At 75.1% G+C, this 24,308-nt stretch carries 27 protein-coding genes; 17 read left to right on the top strand and 10 right to left on the bottom strand.

Annotation, left to right across the window (positions count from 1 at the left end):
• Positions 1-31: 31 nt before the first annotated feature.
• Complete coding sequence (locus KCH_RS29020; protein WP_063750196.1) at positions 32-1,561, bottom strand: sensor histidine kinase; 1,530 nt, start codon at positions 1,559-1,561, stop codon at positions 32-34.
• 243 nt (positions 1,562-1,804) lie between these two features.
• On the opposite strand from KCH_RS29020, the gene KCH_RS46270 reads away from it, so the two are divergent.
• From KCH_RS46270 to KCH_RS29040, 4 genes are all read left to right on the top strand, one after another.
• Complete coding sequence (locus tag KCH_RS46270; protein WP_035867827.1) at positions 1,805-2,335, top strand: hypothetical protein; 531 nt, start codon at positions 1,805-1,807, stop codon at positions 2,333-2,335.
• A gap of 339 nt (positions 2,336-2,674) precedes the next feature.
• Entirely contained in the window at positions 2,675-3,415 is a 741-nt protein-coding gene (locus tag KCH_RS29030) for a response regulator transcription factor (RefSeq protein ID WP_084223987.1), read from the top strand.
• A gap of 186 nt (positions 3,416-3,601) precedes the next feature.
• Complete coding sequence (locus KCH_RS29035) at positions 3,602-4,867, top strand: sensor histidine kinase (RefSeq protein WP_035867830.1); 1,266 nt, start codon at positions 3,602-3,604, stop codon at positions 4,865-4,867.
• Positions 4,852-5,523 carry a response regulator gene (locus KCH_RS29040; protein ID WP_035867831.1) on the top strand — a complete coding sequence of 224 codons (672 nt, stop codon included), beginning with the start codon at positions 4,852-4,854 and terminating at the stop codon, positions 5,521-5,523. Before KCH_RS29035 ends, KCH_RS29040 begins: the two co-directional genes overlap by 16 nt.
• 65 nt (positions 5,524-5,588) lie before the next feature.
• Here KCH_RS29040 and KCH_RS29045 read toward each other — a convergent pair whose 3' ends face one another.
• The 3 genes from KCH_RS29045 to KCH_RS37970 all read right to left on the bottom strand — a co-directional run bounded on the left by KCH_RS29045 (position 5,589) and on the right by KCH_RS37970 (position 8,444).
• Entirely contained in the window at positions 5,589-6,755 is a 1,167-nt protein-coding gene (locus KCH_RS29045; protein WP_035867833.1) for a glycosyltransferase family 4 protein, read from the bottom strand.
• A gap of 45 nt (positions 6,756-6,800) precedes the next feature.
• Complete coding sequence (locus KCH_RS45180; RefSeq protein ID WP_244305477.1) at positions 6,801-7,208, bottom strand: hypothetical protein; 408 nt, start codon at positions 7,206-7,208, stop codon at positions 6,801-6,803.
• Between the two features lie 951 nt (positions 7,209-8,159).
• Entirely contained in the window at positions 8,160-8,444 is a 285-nt protein-coding gene (locus KCH_RS37970) for a hypothetical protein (protein ID WP_157032232.1), read from the bottom strand.
• A 171-nt stretch (positions 8,445-8,615) separates the two neighbouring features.
• Here KCH_RS37970 and KCH_RS29060 point away from each other — a divergent pair, with 171 nt between their 5' ends.
• From KCH_RS29060 to KCH_RS29085, 6 genes are all read left to right on the top strand, one after another.
• On the top strand, positions 8,616-9,482 hold the full coding sequence (locus KCH_RS29060; RefSeq protein ID WP_051653566.1) for a helix-turn-helix domain-containing protein: 867 nt from the start codon (positions 8,616-8,618) through the stop codon (positions 9,480-9,482).
• A gap of 280 nt (positions 9,483-9,762) precedes the next feature.
• Positions 9,763-10,617 (top strand): dioxygenase family protein, encoded by an 855-nt coding sequence (locus tag KCH_RS29065; RefSeq protein WP_035867835.1) that lies wholly within the window; start codon positions 9,763-9,765, stop codon positions 10,615-10,617.
• A 283-nt stretch (positions 10,618-10,900) separates the two neighbouring features.
• On the top strand, positions 10,901-11,278 hold the full coding sequence (gene cutA / locus KCH_RS29070; protein ID WP_051653567.1) for a divalent-cation tolerance protein CutA: 378 nt from the start codon (positions 10,901-10,903) through the stop codon (positions 11,276-11,278).
• 119 nt (positions 11,279-11,397) lie between these two features.
• Positions 11,398-12,585 carry a serpin family protein gene (locus KCH_RS29075; protein WP_244305478.1) on the top strand — a complete coding sequence of 396 codons (1,188 nt, stop codon included), beginning with the start codon at positions 11,398-11,400 and terminating at the stop codon, positions 12,583-12,585.
• 110 nt (positions 12,586-12,695) lie between these two features.
• Entirely contained in the window at positions 12,696-13,343 is a 648-nt protein-coding gene (gene lepB, locus KCH_RS29080) for a signal peptidase I (RefSeq protein ID WP_063750197.1), read from the top strand.
• A 36-nt stretch (positions 13,344-13,379) separates the two neighbouring features.
• A complete protein-coding gene (locus tag KCH_RS29085) occupies positions 13,380-13,787 on the top strand; it encodes a DUF3224 domain-containing protein (protein ID WP_035867836.1) in 408 nt (135 codons plus the stop codon).
• A gap of 53 nt (positions 13,788-13,840) precedes the next feature.
• On the opposite strand, the gene KCH_RS29090 is transcribed toward KCH_RS29085, so the two are convergent.
• The 3 genes from KCH_RS29090 to KCH_RS29100 form a co-directional block, all read right to left on the bottom strand.
• Entirely contained in the window at positions 13,841-14,023 is a 183-nt protein-coding gene (locus tag KCH_RS29090; protein WP_035867839.1) for a hypothetical protein, read from the bottom strand.
• Positions 14,024-14,027: 4 nt separating this feature from the next.
• Complete coding sequence (locus KCH_RS29095) at positions 14,028-15,251, bottom strand: aminotransferase class V-fold PLP-dependent enzyme (RefSeq protein WP_035867841.1); 1,224 nt, start codon at positions 15,249-15,251, stop codon at positions 14,028-14,030.
• A gap of 375 nt (positions 15,252-15,626) precedes the next feature.
• Positions 15,627-16,148, bottom strand: a complete 522-nt coding sequence (locus tag KCH_RS29100; protein WP_035867842.1) for a GNAT family N-acetyltransferase — start codon at positions 16,146-16,148, stop codon at positions 15,627-15,629.
• Between the two features lie 75 nt (positions 16,149-16,223).
• Here KCH_RS29100 and KCH_RS29105 point away from each other — a divergent pair, with 75 nt between their 5' ends.
• Positions 16,224-16,970 (top strand): dienelactone hydrolase family protein, encoded by a 747-nt coding sequence (locus KCH_RS29105; RefSeq protein ID WP_035867844.1) that lies wholly within the window; start codon positions 16,224-16,226, stop codon positions 16,968-16,970.
• Between the two features lie 103 nt (positions 16,971-17,073).
• Here the strand turns inward: KCH_RS29105 and KCH_RS29110 are convergent, their stop codons facing one another.
• On the bottom strand, positions 17,074-17,751 hold the full coding sequence (locus tag KCH_RS29110) for a CGNR zinc finger domain-containing protein (RefSeq protein ID WP_035867846.1): 678 nt from the start codon (positions 17,749-17,751) through the stop codon (positions 17,074-17,076).
• Between the two features lie 92 nt (positions 17,752-17,843).
• On the opposite strand from KCH_RS29110, the gene KCH_RS29115 reads away from it, so the two are divergent.
• Complete coding sequence (locus KCH_RS29115) at positions 17,844-18,755, top strand: arginase family protein (RefSeq protein ID WP_035867848.1); 912 nt, start codon at positions 17,844-17,846, stop codon at positions 18,753-18,755.
• Positions 18,752-19,261, top strand: coding sequence for a hypothetical protein (locus tag KCH_RS29120; protein WP_035867850.1), 510 nt, complete (start codon positions 18,752-18,754; stop codon positions 19,259-19,261). The genes KCH_RS29115 and KCH_RS29120 overlap by 4 nt, the downstream gene beginning before the upstream one ends.
• Before the next feature lie 16 nt (positions 19,262-19,277).
• Here the strand turns inward: KCH_RS29120 and KCH_RS29125 are convergent, their stop codons facing one another.
• The gene (locus tag KCH_RS29125; RefSeq protein ID WP_035867853.1) at positions 19,278-20,300 is read right to left on the bottom strand and encodes a C40 family peptidase; all 1,023 of its coding nucleotides are present in this window, start codon (positions 20,298-20,300) and stop codon (positions 19,278-19,280) included.
• Positions 20,301-20,449: 149 nt separating this feature from the next.
• Here KCH_RS29125 and KCH_RS29130 point away from each other — a divergent pair, with 149 nt between their 5' ends.
• A complete protein-coding gene (locus tag KCH_RS29130) occupies positions 20,450-20,854 on the top strand; it encodes a BlaI/MecI/CopY family transcriptional regulator (protein ID WP_051653569.1) in 405 nt (134 codons plus the stop codon).
• Positions 20,851-21,762, top strand: coding sequence for a M56 family metallopeptidase (locus KCH_RS29135; RefSeq protein WP_035867855.1), 912 nt, complete (start codon positions 20,851-20,853; stop codon positions 21,760-21,762). The genes KCH_RS29130 and KCH_RS29135 overlap by 4 nt, the downstream gene beginning before the upstream one ends.
• Positions 21,763-21,884: 122 nt before the next feature.
• On the opposite strand, the gene KCH_RS29140 is transcribed toward KCH_RS29135, so the two are convergent.
• On the bottom strand, positions 21,885-22,664 hold the full coding sequence (locus KCH_RS29140; RefSeq protein ID WP_035867857.1) for a VOC family protein: 780 nt from the start codon (positions 22,662-22,664) through the stop codon (positions 21,885-21,887).
• Positions 22,665-22,900: 236 nt separating this feature from the next.
• Between KCH_RS29140 and KCH_RS29145 the strand changes: the two genes are divergently transcribed.
• Positions 22,901-23,482 carry an O-methyltransferase gene (locus KCH_RS29145; RefSeq protein ID WP_051653570.1) on the top strand — a complete coding sequence of 194 codons (582 nt, stop codon included), beginning with the start codon at positions 22,901-22,903 and terminating at the stop codon, positions 23,480-23,482.
• 87 nt (positions 23,483-23,569) lie between these two features.
• Positions 23,570-24,130 (top strand): DUF421 domain-containing protein, encoded by a 561-nt coding sequence (locus KCH_RS29150; protein ID WP_035867859.1) that lies wholly within the window; start codon positions 23,570-23,572, stop codon positions 24,128-24,130.
• The last annotated feature ends 178 nt before the right edge of the window (positions 24,131-24,308 follow it).

The following is a 24,308-nucleotide window of genomic DNA, read 5'->3' on the forward strand; positions in this document are numbered from 1 at the left end:
GCCGCCGGACAACGGTCCGGCCTCGGCGGTTTCAAGGCGATTCCCGGTTTTCTTCAAGAAACTCCAATGCCCCCGCCCGGCGGCCCCGGCGCCTGCCGCCGGACGCTCCCGCCGCGCCCGCGCGACCCGGCCCGCGAAGGCCGCACCAGCGCCGCGGCCGTCGCCCCGCCGCCCGCCGCCGGCCCTCGGCGGGCAGCCCGAACGGCTCCGGCTCCGGACCGGCCGGCAGCGTCAACTCCAGCTCCGCGCCGCCCAGTCGGGACCGTCCGAGCCGCACGCCGCCGCCCGCGTCCTCGGCCAGCCGGCGCACGATGTCCAGGCCCAGTCCGGTGGACCCGTCCTGCTCGCTGCCGACCCCGCGCCGCAGCGCGGCCTGCGGATCGGCGATGCCGGGCCCCGCGTCGCCGACCGTGACCACCACCTGCTCGCCGACCCGCAGCGCCACCGTGAAGGCGGTGCCCGCCCGGGTGTGGCGGAACACGTTGCCGAGCGCCGCGTCCATCGCCGCCGCCAGGTCGGCCCGGGCCACCGGCACCACGGCCGGGCCCGGATCCGCCGCCGACTCCCAGGGCCGGCCCTGGTCCTCGGCCAGCGCCGACCAGAACGCCATCCGCTCCGCCAGCACCTCGGCCGCGTCGCACCGCGCCGGTTCGCGCTGTCCGCTGCCGGCCCGCGCGCCGGTGATCACGAAGTCGACCTCGCGCTCCAGCCAGCCCACCACCTCGCGGGTCTGCTCGGCGAGAGGGCCGTCGTCCATGGCCGCCGCGTTGAACCGCAGCGCCGTCAGCGGGGTGCGCAGCCGGTGCGACAGGTCGGCGGCGAACTCCCGCTCCGCAGTGATCATCTGACGCATCCGCCGGGCCATCGCGTTGAACGCCAGCCCCACCTCCCGCAGTTCGTACGGCCCGGCGGTGTCGGCCGTGACGTCCAGGTCGCCCGAGCCGAGGGTGCGCGCCACCGCCGCCAGGTCGCGGGTGGCGCCCACCAGGCGGGCGGCCAGCCGGTCCGCGACCAGGCTGGAGATCACCACCAGGCTGAGCGCCACCCCGCCCAGCACCCACCAGGTGCTCCACAGGCCCCGGGTGAGGTCCGCGTCCAGCAGGTACACCTCGACCAGCGCCACCGCGCCGTGCTCAGCGGCGCCCTGCTCGGCAGCACTCTGTCCCGCGGCACCCTGTCCCACGGCGTTCTGGCCAGCAGTTCGCCGGTCCACCGCGACCGGTCGCAGCACCGCGTACCCGCCCGGCACCCGCACCGTGTACACCCGGCCCTGCCGGACCGCCGCGTCCAACTGCTCCGGGCCCGAGTGCGCCGCCCCGACCACCACCCCGGACGGCAGGTGGACGGCGATCCGCCCCGCCTGGCCCGCCGGGATGCTGGCCAGGGCCCGCTGCAACTGCTCCTGATCGGTCGTCACCACCAGCACCGGCTCGATCGCCGCCGCCTGCTGCTCGGCCTGCGTGAACGCCCGCTCCCGGGCGAACTCACGCACCGTCAGGGCCAGCGGAATCAGGAACGCCAGCGCGACCATCGCGGCCACCGCGACGGCGAACCGCGCCATTCCGCCCCTCACCGGAGCCGGCCGTCCGTTCCTTCCGGCAGCGACCACGCCATGCTTCCCACCCCGCAACCGGAAGAAAGGGCCCGCGGCAGGAGCGGCGGGTTCCGGTGACGAATGCGCCACCGCCCGGAATGGTAACCATTCGGCGGCTTTGCCGAACGCGGTGCCCGAGTGCCGGAACCGCGGGCGGCCGGGCGGGACGCGGTGCCGGAACTCCGGGCGGGGTGGGGCAGGATGGCGCCCATGCGAATGGGGACCATGACGGCGGCGTGGGTCGCCGCGACCGCCGCGGCAGCGGCCATATCCTGGGCCGGCGTCAACCTGGTCCTGCGCGAAGCCGTGTTCGGCCCGCCCGACACGGTGTTCCTCCCCGCCCCGGCGAACACCCGGCCCGGCACCCCGGCCCTGATCCCCGCCACCACCCTGTCGCCCGCGGCGACCGCCGGCCGGCCCACCGCCTCGCCCGGCCGGACCGCGACGTCCTCGCCGTCCTCGTCGCCCTCGCCCTCCGCGACCCCGACGGTCCCGAGCTCGGTCCCGCCCGCCGCCACCGGCCCCGGCCGGTCCTACACCGTGCAGGGCGGCCAGGTCTCCGTCTCCCTCGGGACCGACTCCGCGACGCTGCTCTCCACCAGCCCCGCCCCCGGCTGGGCGGTGAAGGTCTGGCGCTCCGACACCTGGTTCCGCGTCGACTTCACCAAGGACGGCCGCACCTCCTCGGTCTTCGTCACCTGGAACGGCCACCCCCCACTGGTCGACACCTACGAACAGTGACGGGCCGTTCGGCGGAAAGCATCCGGGAATTCGGGTGGAATTCGGTGGCCGGTGCGGAACCCCCACCGCTCGACGGGGTGACATCCCGTCACCGTGGACGATTGTCGCGCCACCGGGCGGAAGCGACCGAATACTTTCCTTCGAAAGCCGCTGCTCGCGGTGGACCGGCGATCAAATGATCAATTTTCGCCACCGAGGTTCCCCATCGACTGATTGACGTCCTATGATCCGATGGCCGTGGATCGCGCGGCGCGCGGCGGAGTTCCCGCCGACCCCGCCGCTTTCCGCACCCGACTTCGATCCCGAAACCCTCAACGAGAACGCAGTCCAGGTCACTTCATGACTCCTCAGCAAACCGCCCACCACGCGCCCGCCCCCGTCCACGGGGCCGGCGGAACGGCGCCGACCGTCCTCGTCGTCGAGGACGACCCGATCGTCCGCACCGTCCTGATCCGCCACCTCACCGCCGCCGGCCACCCGGTCCGCAGCGTCGGCACCGCGCTCGGCGCGCTCCGCGAGGTGTCGCAGGCCGGCTGCGACCTCGTCGTGCTCGACCTCGGACTGCCCGACCTGGACGGCGGCGACGCGCTCAAGATGATCCGCAGCGTCACCGACGTCCCGGTGATCATCTCCACCGCCCGCGACGACGAGAAGGAGATCGTCCGGCTGCTCAACGACGGCGCCGACGACTACCTGGTGAAGCCGTTCTCCGGCGACCACCTGAGCGCCCGGATCGCCGCCGTGCTCCGCCGCTTCGCCGCCGCCGCCCCGCCCGTCTCCCACCTGCTGCGGGTCGGCGGGCTCACCGTCGACACCCGCCGCCGCGAGGCCGCTCTCGACGCCCGCCCGCTCGAACTCACCCGCCGCGAGTTCGACCTGCTCGCCTACCTCGCCGCCCGCCCCGGCACCGTGATCACCCGCAAGCAGATCCTCGCCGAGGTCTGGCAGCACAGCTACGGCAGCGCCCAGACCATCGACGTCCACCTCTCCTGGCTGCGCCGCAAACTCGGCGAGACCCCCACCGCGCCGCGCTACCTCCGCACCGTCCGCGGCGTCGGCTTCCGCCTCGAAGCCCCCTGACTGCCCGTCAGTCCGGCCTCCCGGGGTTCCGGGCCGGCGGCCGCTGTGATCGACTGGTCGCATGGGGGACGAACGAAAGCTGTACGGGCCGCTGGAACTCCTCGGCGGACGCTGGGCGGTGGGGGACTCCGCGCTGCCGGGCGGCCGCTGGGTGGAGTCGGGCGCGGACGGGGAAGGGGGCCACGGATGGACGTCGCGGTGTGGGTGGCGGTGCGGCGGCCGCTGCGGTTCCTGGTGTCGGGCTGGCCGTGGCGGATCTGGGCGCTGCTGCTGAGCGGCGCGGTGCAGGGCGCCGTGGTCCTGCTGGCGCTGCTCGTCGGCGAGTTGCTGGGCATCACGCTGGCCGTGGTCGGCATCGGCGTGCCGATCCTCGCCGCGACGGCGGCCCTCGGCGTTCCCGTCGGGGCGCTGGAGCGCCGCCGCCTGCGCCTGGTCGAACCGGTCCGGCTCGCCGACCCGCACCGGACGGTGACGGAACGGTGGCTCCGCACTCGGCTGCGCGAGCGGGCCACGTGGCGCGAACTGGCCTACGCCGCGCTCCAGTCGACGGTGTTCACCGCCGTCGGGCTGCTCTTCGCGGCGCTGCTCGGGTTCTGCGCCGTGCTGCTGTCCGCGCCGGTGTTCATCTGGGCGGTGAGCCCGGACACGGTGATGCTGCTGCCGGGCCGCCCGGTCTCCGGCCCGCTGGACGGGCTCGCGGCGAGCGCCGTCGGACTGCTCGGACTGGTCGTCGCCGCGTACAGCGGCGCGCTGGTGGCCGGCATCCAAGTCAGGCTCGCCCGGCTGCTGTTGACCGTCCGGGACGACGACCTCGGCGCGCAGGTGGTCGAACTGACGCGCTCCCGGGCCCGGTTGGCGGACGCCTTCGAAGCGGAACGCCGACGGATCGAACGCGACCTGCACGACGGCGCCCAGCAGCAACTCGTCGCCCTCGGCATGACCCTGGGCCTCGCCGAACTCGAACTGCACGGCCTCGACAGCCCGGCCGCCGCGCTGGTCGGCCGCGCCCGCGCCGAGGCCCGCCTCGCCCTGGACCAGCTCCGCTCGCTGGTGCGCGGCATCCACCCGCAGGTGCTCACCGACCACGGACTCCCGGCCGCGGTCGCCGAGTTGGCGCTGCGCCACCCGGTGCCGGTGCTGGTCGACCTGGACCTGCCGCACCGACTGCCCGGCCCGGTGGAGAGCGCCGCGTACTTCACCGTCACCGAGGCGCTGACCAACGCCGCCAAACACAGCCACGCCGACGAGATCGCCGTCCGCGGCGCGCTCGACGGCGACACCCTGGTGCTGTCCGTGACCGACAACGGCCGCGGCGGCGCCGACCCCGACGCCGGCGCGGGCCTGCAAGGACTCGCCGACCGGGTGGCCATCCTGAGAGGACGACTGACCGTGACCAGCCCCGCCGGAGGGCCGACCCACCTGCGCCTGGAGGTACCGTGCTCCGGATCGTGATCGCCGAGGACGCCGTCCTGCTGCGGGCCGGTCTCACCGAACTCCTCGCCCGGCTCGGCCACCGGGTCATCGCCCAGGTCGGCGACGCCGAACAGCTGATCGCCGCCGTCGACGCGGACCGCCCCGACATCGTCCTCACGGACGTCCGGATGCCGCCCGACCACCACGACGAGGGCCTGCGGGCAGCGCTCCACCTGCGCGAACGCCACCCCGGCCTGCCCGTCCTGGTGCTCTCCCAGTACGTCGCCACCGCCTACGCGACCCGCCTGCTCGGCGCGGCCACCGCCGACCGGGGCGGCCTCGGCTACCTGCTCAAGGACCGGGTGATGGACGTCGCCGACTTCACCGACGCGCTCGAACGCGTCGCCGCCGGGCAGACCGTCATCGACCCGGAAGTCGTCCGCATCCTGCTCGCCCACCGCACCGCCGACGACCCGCTGCGCCGCCTCACCCCGCGCGAACACGAAGTCCTCGCGCTGATGGCCGAGGGCTTCAACAACCAGACCATCGCCCAACGCCTGACCGTCACCGAAGCCTCCGTGGTCAAGCACGCCGGCAACATCTTCGCCAAGCTCGACCTCGACCCGACCGAGGGCAACCGGCGCGTTCTCGCGGTCCTCGCCTACCGCAACCGCCCTGCCGCCGAGCCTGCCTGACGCCGCCGCGGCCCTTGCGCGGCGCCCTTGCCCGGAATCGGCCGGGCGGTTTGCCGGGGGCGGCGTCAGCGTGGCCGGGGCTCGGTCGGGAGCCGGTCCGGTGGGGTGGTGGTGTCGGCGAGGAGGGCGTTCAGGCGGGCGGCGGAGGCGTCCCAGGTCCACTGCCGTTCGACCCAGGCGCGGCCGGCTCGGCCGAACTCCGCCGCGTGGGGCGGGTCTTCCAGGTACGAGGCGACGGCGTCGGCGAGCACCGGCAGATCGCGGCCGTCGACGACCGTGCCGGTGCGGTGCGGGAGGACGGCGTCCGGGGCGCCGCCGGAGCGGCCCGCGACGACCGGGAGGCCGCTGGCCGAGGCCTCCAGGAAGACGATGCCGAGGCCCTCCGCCTCCAGGCCCGCGCGGCGGGTCCGGCACGGCATCGCGAAGACGTCGGCCGCCGCGTAGAACGGAGCGGTGTCGCCGTGCCGGTGCCCGCCCGCGAAGACCACCGCGCCCGGGGCATGACGCTCCGCCAGCCGCCGCAGGCGCGTCTCGTCGGGGCCCTGACCGACCAGCAGCAGAGTGCTGCCCGGGACGCGGCGGCGGATCAGCGGGAGGGCGCGGACCAGCATGTCCTGCCCCTTGCGCGGCACCAGTCGGGCCACGCACAGCACCACCGGCGCGTCCCCGAGCCCGTACCGCTCGCGGACCGTCCGCCGCGCGCTCGCCGAGGGCCGGAACAGCGACGGGTCGACACCCGGCACCAGCCGCTCCAGCCCCGCACCCGGGCCCAGCGCGGGCCCGATCCGTTGCCGGGTGTACTCGCCGAGGTAGGTGACGACGTCGCAGTGCGCACCGACCCGGCGCAGCAGGGCGCGGGCCCCGGGCGTCCGCGCCCACCAGATCTCGTGGCCGTGCGTGGTGGCCACCAGCCGCCGCACACCGCCCTGCCGCAGTGCGGGCGCCATCGCGGCCAGCGGTGCCGCCGCCCCGAACCACACCCGCTCGCACCCGTGCGCCCGGGCCAACTCGACGGCGCGACGCGTCACTCGGCCGGTCGGCAGCAGCATCCGCGAGCGGTCGCGGACCACCGGGAACGGGAGGGTCCGGTCGAACGCCTCCGCGCCCGGCTCGGCGGAGGTGTAGACGACCACCTCGTGCCCGGGCATCCGGACGGCCATCGCATGGACGAAGGTCTCGATGCCGCCCTGCCGGGGCGGGAAGTCGTTGGTGACGATCAGTGTGGTGGGCATGGGGCGCGGCCTCGCAGCGGGATCGGTCGTGAAGGTTCGTTCGGCTCAGGGGAGTTGACGGGGTGCAGCGGCGGGCGGGGCGTCGTCGACCGCGAGCGGCGTGGCCGGGGGTCCGGTGAGGCGCGTGAAGACCGCGAGGAACACCGGCAGCGCCAGGTAGCCGAAGCGGCCGGCCGGTGCGAGCAGGAACGCCAGGGCCAGGCCGATCGCCAGGCGGTCCGCCGCAGCCACCGCGTTCGCGGGCGGGCGCCGGACCAGCGAGACGGCCACCGCGAGTCCGCCGAGCAGCAGCACCGTGAGCGCCAGCCACCAACCAGCCGGCCCGAGTTGGGCGAGCAGCCGACCCGGCAGCGGACTCGCGGCGGGCGTCCGCCACGCGCCGAGACCGAGCGGGAACGCGAACACCTGACGCGCCATCGGCCCCGGCGCGATCAGCGCCCAGGGCAGCACCAAGGCGCCCGCCCCGCCACCGCGACCCCGGCACCACGCCACGCCGCCCGCCGACCGGCCACGGCCGCCAGCAACGCGAACGCCACCGGAACGGCAGGCCACGCCGTCCACTTCAACGCACAGGCGGCCGCCAACGCCAACCCGGCACCGCCGCCACGGCCCCGCGAAGCAAACGCCAGCGCCAGACACAGCAGCCCGGTCATCGGCAGATCGACCCCGCTCACCACCAACGGCAACGCCACCACCGGCGAGGCCGTCAACGCCACCACCCCGGCCCCGCGCGCGGACGGTTCGGGCGGCCGGCGCTCGGCCGGCGGGACAACTCGGCCGGGCGGGTGGGTGCCGGTGCGGCCGGCGGCCGCGCTCCCGCCGTGGGCCGCCCGACGCGGGGGCCGACCGGGAGGTGCGGCAACGTGTGCCGGCCGGCGGGTGGTTGAGCAGGCATCCCGGCCGGCCCGGGCCACTCGGAGGCGCGAGCCGCGAGCGGTACCCGCGTTCCCGCTGCGGACAGTGCTGCGCGCGGGGCGGCCGGGTGGTGCAGCAACTCGCGCCCCGCGGCCGGTGCTTGTGCGGACGGACAGGTCACGAGCGAGGTGCGGAGTGCGGTCGCGGACTGTCCCGCGTGCGGGCCGGTGGATGCCGTGCGGGACGGCAACGTGCCCCGGCCGAACAGCGGTTGAGCAGGTGTACCGGCTGGGCGGGGCGCGGGCGGTGGCTGCGCTCCTGTTGGGGGCCGCCTGAGCAGGTGCCAGGCGCCGCCCAGCGCCGCCAGGAACGCCGCCGCGCACCACAGTCGCGGGTCGCCGAGCGCGGTGTCCGCGCCGAGCAGCCCTCTCGGCAGGCCGAACGCCGCCATGCCGGGCAGGTACGGCGTCAAGTCCGCCACCTCTACGGGCGCTTCGACGTACGGCGAGCCGTGCGCCAGCAGCCTCTCGCCGGCCCGGCCGATCACCGTCACCTCGCTCTGGCCCGTGCCTGCCCCGAGTGCCAGGGCGAGCGGCAGCAGCGCACCCGCCCGAACGCCACCACGGCGGCGGCCAGTTGTCCGCCCCTTTGCCGGACGAGCGCGGACAGCGCCGCCGCCACCAGGTAGCCGACGGCGGCGACGGCGCCCCAGGCGCGGTGCGGACCGAGCGGCGACAGCAGCGGGAAGAGAGCCGCCCAGGCGGCGCAGGCGAGCCAGCCGGTCGGCCACAACCAGCGTCGGTCCGGCACGAGTTGAAGACGGGGAATGGGCACCCGTCCATTCCAGTCGGCGGCCGGGGTGACGTCAGCAGGCCCAGGTCGAGACCTGGTGGTCGACTTTTCCCTACCCTTTCCCTCCCCCTTTCCTCCCCTCGGCCGCCGCCCATGACCAGCGATGGTCTGGACCACTGGACGGTTCGCGGGGTGTCTGCGCACACTGGCGCGATGACGCTCCGACCACCCGCCGGACTCGAACTGCACGACCTGGACGTGCCGGACCCCGGGTTGCTGCCGTTCGCCGCCGGCAGCTTCGACTCCATCGGTCCGCTCTCCCGGGCGGACTTCCCGCACCGCCACTCGTTCTACGAACTGGTCTACGTCACCAGGGGGACAGGGACGCACGTGGTGGACCTGGCGGAGTACCGGATCGAGCCGCCGGTGCTGTACGTGGTGCTGCCCGGGCAGGTGCACCACTGGGAGCGCGCGCGCCAACTGGACGGCTGGGTACTGCTGTTCAACGAGGACTTCCTGCACCGGCACCCGGAGGACCTCACCCTGCTGCGCACCCTGGCCGGGGCCACCGCGTCCCGGCCCTCGCACCACGGGCACGGCGAACTGGTCCGGCTGCTGCGCGAGTTGACGGCCGAGTACCGGGCGGGGCTGGACGGCGGGCTGGGCGTCCTGCAGGCGCTGCTGCACGTCCTGCTGGTGCGGGCGCTGCGCGTCGCCCGCGAGGGCGGGCCCGACGGGACGACCGCGCCGCGGGCGCCGGTGCATCCGCTGGCCGAACGGTTCAACCGGCTGATCGCCGAGCCCGACCGCACCGACCGCTCGGTGCTCGCGCTGGCCCGCGAACTCGGCGTCTCCGCCGGGTACTTGCACGAGGTGGTGAAGGAGGCCACCGGCCGCACCCCGGCCCGCCTGATCCGCGAGCAGCAGACTCTGGAGGCCAAACGCCTGCTCGCCACGACGGACATGACGGTCCGTCAGGTTGCACTCGCGGCCGGCTTCTCCGACCCGGCCTACTTCTGCCGCTTCTTCCGGCGCGAAGTCGGCCGCACCCCGGGGGAGTTCCGCGAACGCGCCGGCTGAGCGCCGGCGCCCCGAGGGCGCGGAGGGAGGGGCGGGGAGGGTGAGGGGACCAGGAACGCGGAAACGGGAACGCGCCGCAGGTTCAACCGCGGGTAAAGCTCTGCTGAGGAATGCACCACGTCCGGCGGCCCCCGTCCATCGACGGCCCGCCCGGCAGCGCCTAGCGTCTGAGGCACCCCACAGCGCCGCCGACCGGGGACACCCGACCTCTCCAGGTGTCATGTCCCAACCAGCGGAATCCGAGCGGCCGGCGACCGACGAAGCACCCGAACGGAGAGCCATGTCCACCCCCCACAACCCCCTGGGCGACCGGCAGATCAGCCGGAAGAGCCTGCTGAAGGCCGCCGCGCTGGCCGGTGCCGTACCGGTGCTGATCGGCGGCGGCACCGCACTGGCCCGTGACACCGCCGCGGCCGGCGGGACGGCGGCCCCGCTCACCCCCGACTGCCACGACGGCGACGCGCCCACCGGCGAGCAGATCGAGGGCCCGTACTTCAAGCCGGGTTCCCCGCTGCGCACCAGCCTCGTCACCGCCGGGACCCCCGGCACCCCGCTGACCGTCAGCGGCTACGTGTTCGGCCGCAACTGCGCCCCCATCTCCGGCGCGCTGCTGGACTTCTGGCAGGCCGACACCAACGGCAACTACGACAACAGCGGCTACACCTTCCGCGGCCACCAGTTCAGCGACGCCAACGGCGCGTACACGCTGACCACGATCGTGCCGGGCCTCTACCCGGGCCGCACCCGGCACATCCACGTCAAGGTGCAGGCCCCCGGGCAGCCGATCCTCACCACCCAGCTGTACTTCCCGAACGAGCCGCGCAACGCCACCGACACCATCTTCGACCCGGCGCTGGTGATGACCGTCCGTCAGGTCGGCAACGGGCGCGAGGCCAGCTTCGACTTCGTGCTGAACGTCAACGGGACGCCGAAGCCCAGCACCAGCCCGACCGGGTCGTCCAGCCCGAGCCCGAGCTCCTCGCCGGGCGGGACCACCACCTGGAAGGCCGGCACCAGCTACAAGGCCGGCGACCAGGTGACCTACAACGGCGTCACGTACGTCTGCATCCAGGCGCACACCGCCTTCGTCGGCTGGGAACCGCCGAACGTTCCCGCCCTCTGGTCCCGTCGCTGACCGCACCCACCCCCACGAGGGGCGGTCAGCGACGACAAGCCACCCGAAGCGGCGGCGCGGCCGCACTCCCCGGGAGGGGAAAACCGGGAGTGCGGCCGTCAACCGTCAAGCGCCATGGCGGCCCGAGCGCGGGGTGCCCGAGCCGCCATGGCGCGCCACGCGCCGCACCCGCACCGACACCACACGGACTCGTCCGGCACCACCCGCACCCAGTTCAGCGACGCCACCCCGATTCGTCCGAAGCCGCCCAGGGCCTCCCTCCCGACCCCCGTAGGCTCGGCCCATGACCGAGCCCCAGCACCAGCACCTGGTGGTGACCACCACCCACGAGGACGAGGAAGCCGCCCGCGCCCTCGCCACCACCCTGGTCCGCGAACGCCTCGCCGCCTGCGCGCAGCTCCACCCCGTCCGGTCCGTGTACTGGTGGGACGGCGAGGTCCAGGACGCCGCCGAGTGGCGGATCGACCTCAAGACCGGGGCCGCGCTCGTGCCGCAACTCGTCCGCCGGATCGTCGAGTTGCACCCGTACGACACCCCGGAGGTGATCGCCGTGCCGATCACCGCCGGGGCGCCCGGCTATCTGGCCTGGCTGGACGCGGAGACCGCCGCCCCAGGACCCGGACGAGCCGGACAAGCCGGATCGGCAGGACAGGTCCGATAATCGGTCGCGGCGCGCTCCGGCGCTGCCCTACGCTCCGCAGCGGAACCGCCGTCCGAGGAGCTGCCCGCCGTGCCGATCCCGTCCCACACCGTCCGCGCCGTCAACGACCTGACGGCCCGGTGGGCCCGGAGGGCCGCGACGCCCGGGCAGAACACCGCGTTCAGCGCCCCCTCGGCCTGGGCGCCGCTCGCCTTCCTCGCCGCCGGGCCGCCGGCCCGGCCGCCGCCGAACTCGGGCTCGCGCTGGGCGTCCAGCCGCATCGGGCCGCCCAGGCCGGACGGGAACTGGTCGACGCACTCGGCGAGTTGCGCGGCGTCGAGGTCGCCCTGGGCGTGTGGACCCGCGCCGACCTGCCCGTCGAACTGCGCTGGACGGCCGCCCTGCCCCCGCACAGCCACGGCCTGCTCGGACCGGACAAGGACAAGAACCGGGCGGAGCTGGACCGTTGGGCCGCCGAGCGGACCGCCGGGGCGATCCCCCGGATGCCGATCGCGGTCGAGGAGAACACCGAACTTCTGCTGGCCGGCGCACTCACCCTGCGCACCGACTGGATCCGGCCGTTCGACGCCCGCCCGTACCTGCCGCGGGGTGGCCCGTGGGGCGACCTGCTCGTCAACGGGCTGTCCCGCACCACCGCCCTGCTCGACCGGGTCGGCGTCGCCGACACCGAGGCCGGCCCGCTCACCGTGCTGCACGTGCTCGGCCGGGACGGCATCGACGTCCACCTCTGCCTGGGCACCGAGGACGCCGACCCCGGCGCCGTCCTCGCCGCCGCCGTCCGCGCCGCCGAACAGCCCCGCACCCTGCGCCCCGGCAGCACCCTCGCCGACGGCGAGCCCGGCCCCGGCCTGCGGGCCGGCTGGCGGCGGAGCTACCAGCGCGAGCAGCAACTCGCAGTGTGGACCGTGGAGTTCGAGCTGTCCGCCGAACACGACCTGCTGGCGGACGCCGAGCTGTTCGGGCTGCGCGCCGCCACCGACGCCACCCGGGGGCACTTCCCGGGGATCAGCTCCGAGCCGCTCGCGATCGGCGCGGCCGCGCAGTCCGCCACCGCGCTGTTCGGCCCGGAAGGCTTCCGGGCCGCCGCCGTCACCGCCCTCGGGGTGGGGGCCGGCGCCGGCCTCGGCCCGACCAGGCTCCCCCCGTACGTGGTACGGCGGATCGAAGCCGACTTCGACCGGCCCTTCGCGTTCCTGGCCGTGCACCGCGCCTCGCGGCTGGTGCTGGCGGCCGGCTGGGTGGCCGCGCCCCGCGTGGTCGAGCCCGAACCGGAGGACTGGGAGGACTGGGAAGACCCGGAGGACTGAGGCGAGCCCGAGGGCTGACCGCCCGTCACCGCCGGCCCCGGCCCCCGCTACACTCCCGAACGCCCACGCGCACCGCATGGGCGTTCGAAGCGCGGAACGGGTGTGTGCACATGCGGCGATGGAGTCGACTCGGCAGGGCGGCCCTGGTCGTAGCGGTCCTCGGGGTGCTGCTCGTGCTCGGCGGGTTCGGCTACGGGCTGGCGCTGCGCCCGAGCACGACGGCCGTCGGAGGCTCCGACATGGCGCCGACCTACCGGCCCGGTCAGCGCGTCGTGACGGCCGCTGTCGACCCCGGTCAGGTGCGGCGCGGCGACGTGGTGGTCTTCCGGTACGCCACCGAGTCCGGACCGGCCGTCGGCCACTTCAAGCGGGTGATCGCGCTCGGCGGCGACCACGTCTCCCAGTGCGGCGACCAGCCCGTCCAGTTGAACGGCGCGCCGCTCGACGAGCCGTACCTGCGGTCCGGCACGGTGAACGGCTTCCGCTGCTTCGACGTCACCGTCCCCGAGGGCCGGATGTTCGTGATGGGCGACCACCGCGCCAACTCCCTGGACTCGCGGGTGTGGGGCGCCGTCCCGCTCGACACCGTCAAGGCCCGCGACGTGCCCGGCACCGCCGCGCGGCTGGGAATCGTCGTCGCACTGGGCCTGCTCGGCCTGCTCCTCCTCGCCCTGGCCGCGATCCTCGGTGCGGTGGCCCGCCGCCGCGGCCGCACCGCGCCGGCCGCCTACCCGGCATGGGTCGTACCCGCGCCCTGATCCCCGTTGTCGGTGGCGGCCCCTAGCATCACGTCCATGCGAGCATCAGGAACCTTCACCGTCCCCGAGTTCACCCCCGCGCCCGTCCCGGCGGGCGACATCACGACCGCCGTCGGGGTCGGCGTGGCCACCATGCGCAAGGAGTTCCAGGGCGAGATCGCGGGCCGCTCCACCACCCTGTTCACCTCCGCCTTCGACCACGCCGCGGGCGTCGGCACCTACCTCGCCATGGAGTCCTTCGCCGGCCGCCTGCACGAGGCCGAGGGCGCCTTCAACTTCGCGCACTCCGCGACCACGCTCGGCGCCGGCCGCGAGGGCGAGTACTTCGTGATCGTCCCCGGCAGCGGCACCGCGGGCCTGGCCGGCATCACCGGCACCGGCAGCATCGTGATCGACGAGGACGGCACCCACCGCATCCACCTCGACTACGAACTCGGCCGGTAGAGCCGGTAGCCGGTATCGTCAACCAGATTGGTGGCAAGGGCGGTTGGAGGCGTTCACCGGCGGGGGGACCAGTTCGCCTCCACCCGCCGCCGCTCCTCCTCCAGCAGCCCCCGCACCACCGCCGCCACGGAACGGTGCGAGAGCTCGGCGAAACCCTGCAGCCACTCCGCCAGCTCCACCGGCAGATCCACCTGCACCCGCCGCTCGCCCGGCTCGACCCGGCGATAGCTCCCCATCGCGCTAAGCCTCCTGGCGGGCCTTCAGGGCCCAGTCGCAGAGCACCGGTACGCACCGCTCGGCGAAGTACTCGTAGTCCGCGGGCGTGTTGTACACGTGCGTGGAGAGCCGGAAGTACCCCGTCCCGCCGAAACTGGTGAAGGCCGCCTCGACACCCAACTCGGCCGCCACCCGGTCGCGCAGGCCGTCCGCCTCCAGCCGGGTCCGGCCCAGTCCGGCCGGCAGCCGCACCAGGCGCAGCGCGTTGACCGGCATGCCGACCTCCGCCGCGGCCGGCTCTCCGGTCGCTTCGCCCATCGCCTCGCCGATCAACGCCTCCGCGTAGTCGGCCAGTTCGGTCATGTACCGGCGGGCCCGGTCCCAACCCCACTGCCCGGCAACGAAGTCGAGCGCGGCCGGCGCGGCCAGCGGGCCGGTGGCGTCCACTGTGCCCTGGGTGTCGAAGCGCTCCGGGAACGGCTCCTCCGCGCCCCAGGAGTCGATCAGCGGGTAGAGCGCGTGCCGGAGTTCGCCCCGGGCGACGAGCGCGGCGGTGCCGCGCGGCGCGCAGCCGAACTTGTGCAGGTTGCCGACCCAGGCGTCGCAGTCCAGGCCCGCCCGCGGGTCCTCGGACAGGCCGGGGGCGTGCGCGGCGTCCACCAGCAGCGGGACGCCGCGCTCGCGGGCGGCCGGGCCGATCAGGTCGATCGGGAGCCGGCGCGCCGTCGCGGAGGTGACCTGGTCCAGCACCACCAGCGCCGTCCGGTCGCCCAGTTGCTCCAGCACGGCGGCCGCGGCCTCCGCCGGTCCGGCCGCCAGCGGCACGTGCGCCGTGCGGACCGAGCCGCCCCAGCGCCGGGCCAGCCGGGCCGCGCCCATGGTGACCGCCCCGTAGCCGTGGTCGGTGACCAGCACCTCCCCGCCCGGCCGGTGCGGCAGGCTGCCGTAGACCGTGCTGGCGCCCGCGCTGGCGTTCGGCACCAGGGCGGTGAACTCGGCCGGGACGCGCAGGAATTCGGCGATCGCGGTGCGCGCCCCGGCGACCCGGCGGGGGAGCGCCGGGAACCACACCACGGGGGAGCGCTCCATCTCGTCCCGGAGCCGCTGCTGCTCGCGCTGCGCGGCCAGCGGGACCGCCCCGAACGAGCCGTGGTTCAGGTGCCGCATCGACGGGTCCAGCGACCAGCCGGCGGCGGCCGGCCGCCCGTCCTGGAGCAGCAGGGGCGCGGGAGCGACGACAGGGGCCACAGTCCAACTCCGATCCGGCCGCGGGCGTCCGTGCCGGGGCGGCCTGCTGCCCGATCCTGGCACAGGCTGCTACCGGGCCGGGCGGGAGGGCGGCCCTGGCCCGTTCGGGTGGCTTCCCGTTGCGCCGTCCGGACGCCGCCGGGCGGGCCGCCCATGCTGATCGCACACGACCCGCCCCGTCCCACCGGCGGGCCGCCGATCGAGAACGAGGATTTCCGCATGTTCCAGCAGTCCCGCCCGCCGGCCATCCCCGCGCCGCGCCGCCCGCCCTCCGGTGTCCGCCTCACCGCGCGCCCGCCCGTCCGCACCCTCCGGCCGCCGCGCAGCCCCGCGAGTGGTGACCCGACGCCCCGGCCCCCGCCCGGGGCCGGGGCGTCAGCGCGCCGTGCGGGCGTCCGGTCCGGAGGTGTCGATCACCCAGTGGCGGGTGCGCAGCAGCCGCCCGGCGAACACTGTGTCGCGCTCGCCGAGCAGTTCGAAGCCGAGCGCGCGGCACAGCCCGTTCGACGGCCCGTTGGCCGCCCCCGGGAAGGCGTGCACCCGGCCCCAGCGCCCGTCCGCGCGGGCCGCTTCCAGCAATTCGCGGACGGCCCGCTTGGCCAGCCCGCGGCCCTGGAACTCGGGCAGCACCATCCAGCCGATCTCGGAGATCCGCGCCCCGTCCTCCTCGTGCGGCCAGAGCGTCACCGTCCCCGCGACCAGCTCCGGCGCGGCGGCGTCCGGCACGATCATCCGGACCCACCAGTCGTCCGCCGCCGTCCGCTCCACGTCCAGCCGGACCTTCTCGGCCATCCCCCCGGCCGGCAGCGGACCGCCCAACTCGGCCATCATCACCGGATCGCAGCGCATCCGGACGTACGCCTCGACGTCCCCCGCCGTGACATCGCGCAACAGCACGCCGTTCGCCCCTTCCGCTCTGCCCGCAGCTAAGACCGTACCGACCGGGCCCGACACTCCGTAGGGTCGGGCCGCATGACGACGACGGTCACCACCCGCACGGTCCGCTACCCCGCCGACGGCCTCACCATGGTCGGCCACCTCGCGCTGCCGGCCGGCACCGGCCGCCGGCCCGCCGTCCTGATCGGCCCCGAAGGGCCCGGCCTGAGCGACGCCGTGCGCGAGCGGGCCGACGCCCTCGCCGAACTCGGTTACGTCGCGCTGGCCTTCGACATCAACGGCGGCCGCTGGATCGCCGACCCGCAGGAGATGCTGGCCCGCGCCCTCCCGCTGCTCGACGACCCGGAGCGGATGCGCGCCATCGGCCACGCCGCGCTCGACGTGCTGCTCGCCGAACCGCGCACCGACCCCGACCGCATCGCCGCCGTCGGCTACGGCACCGGCGGTGCGATCGGCCTCGAACTCGGCCGCGAGGGCTACCCGTTGCGGGCCATCGGCACCGTCAACGGGCTCGTCACCGGCCGCCCCGGCGAGGCCGCGAACATCGCCTGCCCGGTCTGGGCCGGCGTCGGCTCCGAGGACCCGATCATGCCCGCCGAGCGGCGCGACGCCTTCGCCGCCGAGATGCAGGCCGCCGGCGTCGACTGGCGCCTCACCGTCTACGGCGGCGCCCAGCACGCCTTCCACCACCCGACCGCCGACCACGAGGTCCTGCCCGGCGTCGCCCACCACCCCCGCCAGGCCGCCCGCGCCTGGCAGGACGTCCTGGCCCTGCTCGCCGAGTGCCTGCCCCTCGGCGAGCAGGCCGGGCGCGCATCCTGAGCGCCCGAGGTACCGCCGCCGGAGCGCCCCGGACACAGCGGGCCGAACTGCGGGACGCAGCGGCCGGCAGCACGATGCCGGGCCGCCCATCCCCCGTGCGGGGCTACGGACGGGGCTCGCCGGCGGTGTCCCGCTTCCGCCGGTAGTGGGTGCGGCCCTTCGCGGAGTTGCCGCAGGTGGCCATGGAGCACCAGCGGCGGCCCCCGCCCCTCGACTTGTCGATGAAGAGCCATCCACACCGCATGCCGGGGCAGAAACGGACCCGCTGCCACGGCGCCGACCGGAGCAGGTCGAACGCCCGCAGCGCCAAGTCGTGGGCGAGGAAGTCGAGTTCAGAGGTCTCGACGCCGGCCTCCCAGCGCGGCGTGCCGCCCCGGACGGTGAGGCGCGCGGCGGCGACCGCCCGCTTCCCGTGCGCCTCGACCCGCTCGACCGCCGCCGCCGGAGCCGGCCCGCCCGCGCCGAGCAGCGCCTCGTCGGGCAGCGCCGCACCGAGCAGCGCCGTGACGAGCTCGTGCACCGCCTCGCGCAGCTCGCGGACGCGGTCCAGCGCCCGTGCGGCCCCGGCCGGGTCGGCCTCGGCCATCTGCCGCAGGTCCGCGAGGGCGGCCGGGTCGAACTCGCCGGTGAGGGCCGCCCATTCGAGCAGGCGCGGATAGCCGTCGAGCCGGTCGACCGGCTCCGCGTCGCGGGCCGTGACGGTGTTCACCAGGTCGAGGACGAGGTGCCCGGCGAGCAGGTCGCGGCCTTCGAAGGTGTGGGCCCGGACGGTTCCCGCCACGTCTGACCGCCTTTCAGGTCTTGCCCGATCATGTCCAACCAGTGTACGGATGTTATCCGGTTGGAATCCCCTGCTACCGGAAGGAGACAGCCGTGGCTGCCGCCGTCGAGCTCCTCGCCGCCCCGTGGAACCTCGGCCTGCGCCCGCCCGCACCCGGCCGCGAACCCGGAACCTGGCGGGCCCCGCAGGCCCTGCTGTCGGCGGGGGCGGCTCGGCTGCTGCGGCCGGCCCGGGTGGTGCAACTCGACCGTCCGACCTACGAATTCGACCCGCAGCCGGCGACCCGCATCCGCAACGGCGTGACCATCCGCGAGCACACGCTGCGGCTCGCCGGGGCCGTCCGCGAGACGCTCGCCGCCGGCCGCTTCCCGGTCGTGCTGGGCGGCGACTGCAGCATCCTGCTCGGCTGCCTGCTGGGCGCCCGGCAGTCCGGACGCTGCGGCCTGGTCCACCTCGACGGCCACAACGACTTCCGCCACCCCGGCAACCACGGCACCGGCACGGCCCTGGGCTCGGCCGCCGGCATGGACCTCGCGCTGGCCACCGGCCGGGGCGAACTGCTGCTCACCCACTGGCCGTTGGTGGGCCGGCCGCTGGTCGCGGACGAAGACGTGATTCAGATCGGCGACCGGGAGGACGCGGCGGAACTCCCGTTCGCCCGCTTCACCGCCCGGGAGATCCGGTCGACGGGCGTCGCCGACCTGGCCGAGCGGGTGCTCGACCGCCTCAAGCACCGTGGCCTGGAGCGCAGTTGGCTGCACCTCGACCTCGACGTGCTCGACGAACGCGTCCTGCCGGCGGTCGACTCACCCGGCCGCCCCGGTCTGGACTACGCCCAACTCGCCGAGCTGGTCGCCGCCTTGGTCCGCACCGGCCGCGTCGCCGGACTCGACGTCGCCGTCTACGACCCGGAACTCGACCCGGACGGCGTCCACGCCGCCGCCATCGCCGCCTGCCTGGCCACCGCCCTGTCCCCGCTCACCGCCACGGAGACGCACGCATGAAGACCCTGCTCGCCACCGGCCCCGGCCCCGACCACCCGGCCGAGATGGAGCAGTTCGGACGGCTCGCCGGACACTGGGCGACCGTGATCACCCACCACCCCGCCGACGGCTCACCGACCCACCGGGTCAGCGGCGAATGGGAGTTCGGCTACGCGCTGGAAGGCCGCGCGGTCCTGGACGTCTGGCGCTGGCCCGGGCCGCAGGACCTCGCCGACACCGGCCGCACCGCGGACCAGGAGTGCGGTCTGTGCGTGCGGATCTGGGACGCGCGGCTCCAGCTCTGGCGGTTCACCTTCCACGGCACCGCCCGCGGCGACCAACTGCACATGTACGCACGGCAGATCGACGACGAGATCGTGATGGAGCGCGCCACCGCCGCCGCCCTGGTCCGCTGGACCTTCGCCGACACCACCGCCGACAGCTTCCAGTGGCGCAACGAACGCTCGACCGACGGCGGGGCGAGCTGGCGGCTCGACCAGGAGGTGAGCGCCCGCCGCCTGCGCTGAGCCCGGGCGGGCCCGGTCAGGGGCGGACGGCGCCCATGTACGGCATCACGTCGATGCCGACGATCTCGACGTTCTTGCCGGTGCGCGGGGCGTGCAGAAGCTTGCCGTTGCCGATGTAGATGCCGACGTGGTGCAGGTCGTTGTAGTAGAAGAGTAGGTCGCCGGGCTGGATGTCGGCCTTGGCGATGCGCTTGCCGGCGTTCCACTGGTCCTGGGAGACCCGGGGGAGGCTGACGCCGCCGGCCCGGAAGGCCATCTGGGTGAGGCCGGAGCAGTCGAAGGAGTTCGGTCCGGCGGCGCCCCACTGGTAGGGCTTGCCGATCTGGGCGTAGGCGAAGTCCAGGATGGCCTTGACCTGGCCGGTGGCGGGCCCGGTGTAGGTCTGGCCGCGCGCCGAACTGCGGGACGCCGCCTGGTTGTTGTCGCCGAGGACGCGGGCCCGGTCGGCGGCCTTCAGGCCGGCCAGGATCCGCGACGCCTCGCCGAGCTTGGCCTGCACCTCGGCCTTCTTGGCGGTCAGCGTGCTCCGGGCCTGCTCCAACTCGGCCAGTTTGGCGGCGGTTTCGGCGCGCTCCTGGTCGATCGACTGCTGGAGCCGCAGCGCGCTGCGCAGCGCGTCGGCCTGCTGCCCGCCGGCCAGGTCCTGCAGGCCGGCCCGCCGCAGGTACTCGTCGGGGGAGGCACTGAGCATCAGTTGCACGCCGGGGTCGAGGCCGCCGCTGCGGTACTGCTCGGCGGCCAGCGCGCCCAGCGTCTCCTGGAACTGCAGGACCTTCTCCTGCTGCCCGGCCAGCCGGTCCTGCAACTTCCCGGCCTGGTCCTGGAGTTGCTTGGCCCGCTCGTCGACCTTGTTGTACTCCTCGGTGGCCGCCTCGGCCTCCTCGTACAGGCCGTCGACCTTCGCCTTCACCTGGTCGAGGCTCGGGGCGGGCTCGGCCCATCCGGTGCCGGCGGGCAGCAGGACGGCGGCGCCGGCGGCCGCGCCGAGGACGGCCGTCCTGGCGCGTCCGGCGGGCCGGGCGCGGCGGTGCGTTCCCATCGCTGCGGTCTCTCCTCGGGTCGGGGCACCCGCCGTCCGGGCGTTCACTACGAGACAACTTAGTAGTTCAGTAGAACGACCGGCAAGCCACCCCCGGCCCACTACGATGAGCCCGACCACCGGACGACGGCACCAAGGGCGGAACGGCAGTGCGCAGACTCGGCGACCTGGAGGCGGAGATCATGGACCGCCTGTGGACCTGGGGCCGCCCCGCCACCGTCCGGGAGATCGTCGACGACCTCAACCGGTCCCGGCCGCTGGCCTACACCACCGTCATGACGGTCGCCGACATCCTGTACCGCAAGGGCATGCTGCGCCGCGAGAAGTCCGGCCGGGCCTGGAACTACCGGCCCGCCTGCACCCGCGAGGCGTACAGCGCCGCCCTGATGCGAGACGTCCTCGGCGAGAGCCCCAATCCCACCGGCGCCCTCGCCCACCTGGTCGGACAGCTCACCCCCGAGGAGCTCGACGCGCTGCGCGCCGCCATCGAGTCCGTCGGCCGCGACCAGCCCGGCGGCCGGCCCGGCGACGGCGGCCCGGGAGCCGCCCGGTGACCGCCGCCCTCGCGCTGCTCGGCTACGCCCTGCTGGTCGGCGTGCTCGCCCCGCTGCCACTGGCCCGGGCCCGCTGGACGCACCGCGCGCCCCGGCTGGCCGTCGCGCTCTGGCAGGGGCTGACGCTCTCCTTCGTCACCGCGCTGGTGCTCGCCGCCCACCACCTGGCCGTCCCCGGCGTCCACCTGCACCTCGGACTGGCCGGCCTGATGCACCTGTGCGGCGTCGACCACCCCGGCGGCCTGCTCGCCACCGGCCCCGGCCAGGCCTGGCGGCTGCTGCTGCCCGCCGCGGCGGCGGCCTGGCCACTCGGCCGGTACGCCGCCGTGCTGGTCCGCACCGCCCGGCACCGCCGCCGCCACCGCACCCTGCTCGACCTGGTCGCCGCCCGCGACCCGCGCCTCGGCGCGCACGTCCTCGACCACGACACCCCCGCCGCGTACTGCCTGCCCGGCCGCCGCGCCCGGATCGTGCTCACCCGCGGCGCCCTCGATCTGCTGACGCCCCAGCAGCTCGCCGCCGTCCTCGCCCACGAGCGCGCCCACGTGGCCGGCCGCCACCACCTGGCCCGCACCGCCGCCGACGCGCTCGCCGCCGCCTTCCCGTTCCTCCCGCTGGCCCGGCTCGCCGCCCGGGAGACCCCGCTGCTGCTGGAGATGGCCGCCGACGACCGCGCCGTCCGCCGCCACCCGCGCACCGTGCTCGCCGCCGCCATGTACCGGGTGGCCGGCGGCCCCGTCCCGCAGTCCGCGTTCGCCGCCGGCGGCACCGCCGCCCTGCTGCGGGTGCGCCGCCTGCTGGCTCCCGCCGCCGCCCCGCACCCCGCGCTGCGCGCCGCCGCCGCACTCACCGCCGCCGCCGCGCCCGTGCTCCCGCTGCTGTTCACCTGCGGCCCCGTGGTGCCCTGACCCGCCGGACCGCCCGCGCCACGCCGGACGGCCCGCGCCACGCCGGACCGCCGGCGACACACCGGACCGCCCGCCCGGGCGGACCCGGACGGGCGGCTTCTCGACTTCGGGAGGAGGGGCTCCTACATCGGCACCGGCTTGATCATCGCGAACGGCGCGCCCTGCGGGTCGGCGACCACCGTCATCCGGCCCGCCATCATGTCGAACGGCGGGGCCAGCACGGTGCCGCCGGAGCGCACCAGCGCGTCCACGGTGGAGTCGACGTCGTCCACCGCGAAGTAGGTCAGCCAGTGGGCCGGGGTGCCCGGCGGGTCGTTGGCGAGGAGTGTGGCGCCGCCGACATCGCGGCCGCCGACCCGCAGCGCCCAGTAGTTGTCCGCGCCCTCCATTGGCTCGATCTCGATACCGAACGCCTCGCCGTAGAAGGCGGTGGCGGCCGGGATGTCGCTGGTGTGCAGCTCGTTCCAGACCACCGCGCCGGCCTCGTTGACCACCTGCGCGCCGAAGAACTCGCCGGGCTGCCAGACGCCGAACACCGCGCCCTGCGGGTCGGCGGCGATCAGCATCCGGCCCAGCTTGCCGACGTCCATCACCGGGGCCAGCAGGGTGCCGCCGGCCGAGACGATCGCGTCCTGGGTGGCCTGCGCGTCGGTGGTGGCCAGGTAGCCGGTCCACACGGTGGGCGGCTCCGGCATGCCCTCGGGCGCCATCGCGGGGCCGATGCCGGCGACTGCCCGGCCGTCCAGCTGGCAGACCGCGTACCCGCCGAACTCGGCGGGGCCGGGCTGCCCCTGCCAGCCGAACAGGTCGCGGTAGAAGTCCAGCGCCGCCTGCTGGTCCTTCGCCATCAGATCGACCCAGCACGGAGTGCCGGTCTTGTACGGTTCGGTGACTACGGGCATCTCTCGCTCTTTCCGGTGAGGCGTTCCGGGGCTCCCCCCCAGGAAGTCACCCTCACCGCGCCGCCCCGATCCGCCACCGGACGTCGTCCCGTCGGGGTCGGGCCCGCCGCGCCGCGGCGAACGGCGGGGGCCGCCGGGCCCGGCTGTCCAGGGAGTGGAATTCGCGGAGCGGGCCCCGCTGCCGCCGGTACGGTGTGCGCCCACTGACGGACCGTCACCCCACCGGAGGCCGCACCATGACGCTCACCACGACCGACTCCCACGCCGCCGTGCTCGCCGCGATCACCGAGGGCTGCGCGGCGCTCGGGTTCGAGATGTCCTGCGACCTGGGAACCGGGCAGCTGCTGCGCACCCTCGCCGCGGCCCGGCCCGGCGGGCGGATACTGGAGCTCGGGACGGGCGCGGGCGCGTCGACCAGCTGGCTGCTGAGCGGCATGGACGCGGGCGCCACCCTGCTGAGCGTCGAGCAGGACCCGGCGGTGGCCGCGATCGCGGCCGAACACCTGGGGGCCGACCCGCGGGTGGAGCTGGTGGTGGGCGAGGGCGCCGAGCTGATCGACGCGCTGGCCGGCCGCACGTTCGACCTGGTCTTCGCCGACACCTGGCCCGGCAAGTTCCACCACCTCGACCAGGCGCTGGGCCTGCTCGCCCCCGGCGGCCATTACCTGGTCGACGACCTGCTGCCGCAGCCGACCTGGCCCGCCGGCCACGCCGCCGCGGTCACCGCGCTGGTCGACCGCCTGACCACCGACCCCCACCTGCACGCCGTCCACCTGAACTGCTCGACCGGCCTGCTGCTGGCCACCCGCCGCCCGTAGCCCGCCGCCCGTGGCCCGTAGCCCGTCCGGGCGAGCGCGGGCGTGGGCACCGGTGCGCCGGTCGCACCGGTGCCTACGGTGGCGGGCATGTGGCACGACATGTTCCAGGCGGGGATCTCGTACGGCGAGAAGACGCTGCGCACCGTGCTGGTGTACCTGGCGCTGCTGGTGCTGCTGCGGGTGATCGGCAAGCGCGGGCTGGCCCAGCTGAACACCTTCGACCTGGTGGTCATGCTGCTGCTGTCGAACGTGGTGCAGAACGCCGTGATCGGCGACGACAACTCGGTGACCGGCGGCCTGTACGGGGCGCTGGTGCTGCTGCTGACCGACTGGGTGCTGGTGCGGCAGGCGGCCCGCTGGGACTGGTTCAACCGGCTGCTGGACGGGACGCCGACGGTGCTGGCCCGGAACGGCGCGTACGACCGGCGGGCGATCGCCCGGCAGGGCATCCGGGTGCCCGACCTGGACGTGGCGATCCGGCACCAGGGCGGCGACGCGGTCGAGGAGACCGCGCTGATCGTGCTGGAGCCCGGCGGCACCCTGCTGGTGAAGCTGAAGGACGGCGACCAGGTCGCCGACAAGGACGACGTGGCGGCGATCAGGGCCGCGCTGGCCGCCATCGAGGCCCGGCTGCCGACCGCCCGGTGACCGGTTTCGGGTGATTTGCGGCGTCCGCAGTGCGACCTTGACGAATCCTTAACGGCAGGCGTTAACGCTGCTCCGGCCTTCGAATCGATCGGCGTCACCGCCTCTGGCCTGCGGAAATGCTGTCGGTATCAGGAATGGACGGGCTGCTTGTCTTAACGGCGCTGACGCATACGCTCCC

Source organism: Kitasatospora cheerisanensis KCTC 2395, assembly GCF_000696185.1.
In the GTDB taxonomy this organism is placed as follows: domain Bacteria; phylum Actinomycetota; class Actinomycetes; order Streptomycetales; family Streptomycetaceae; genus Kitasatospora; species Kitasatospora cheerisanensis.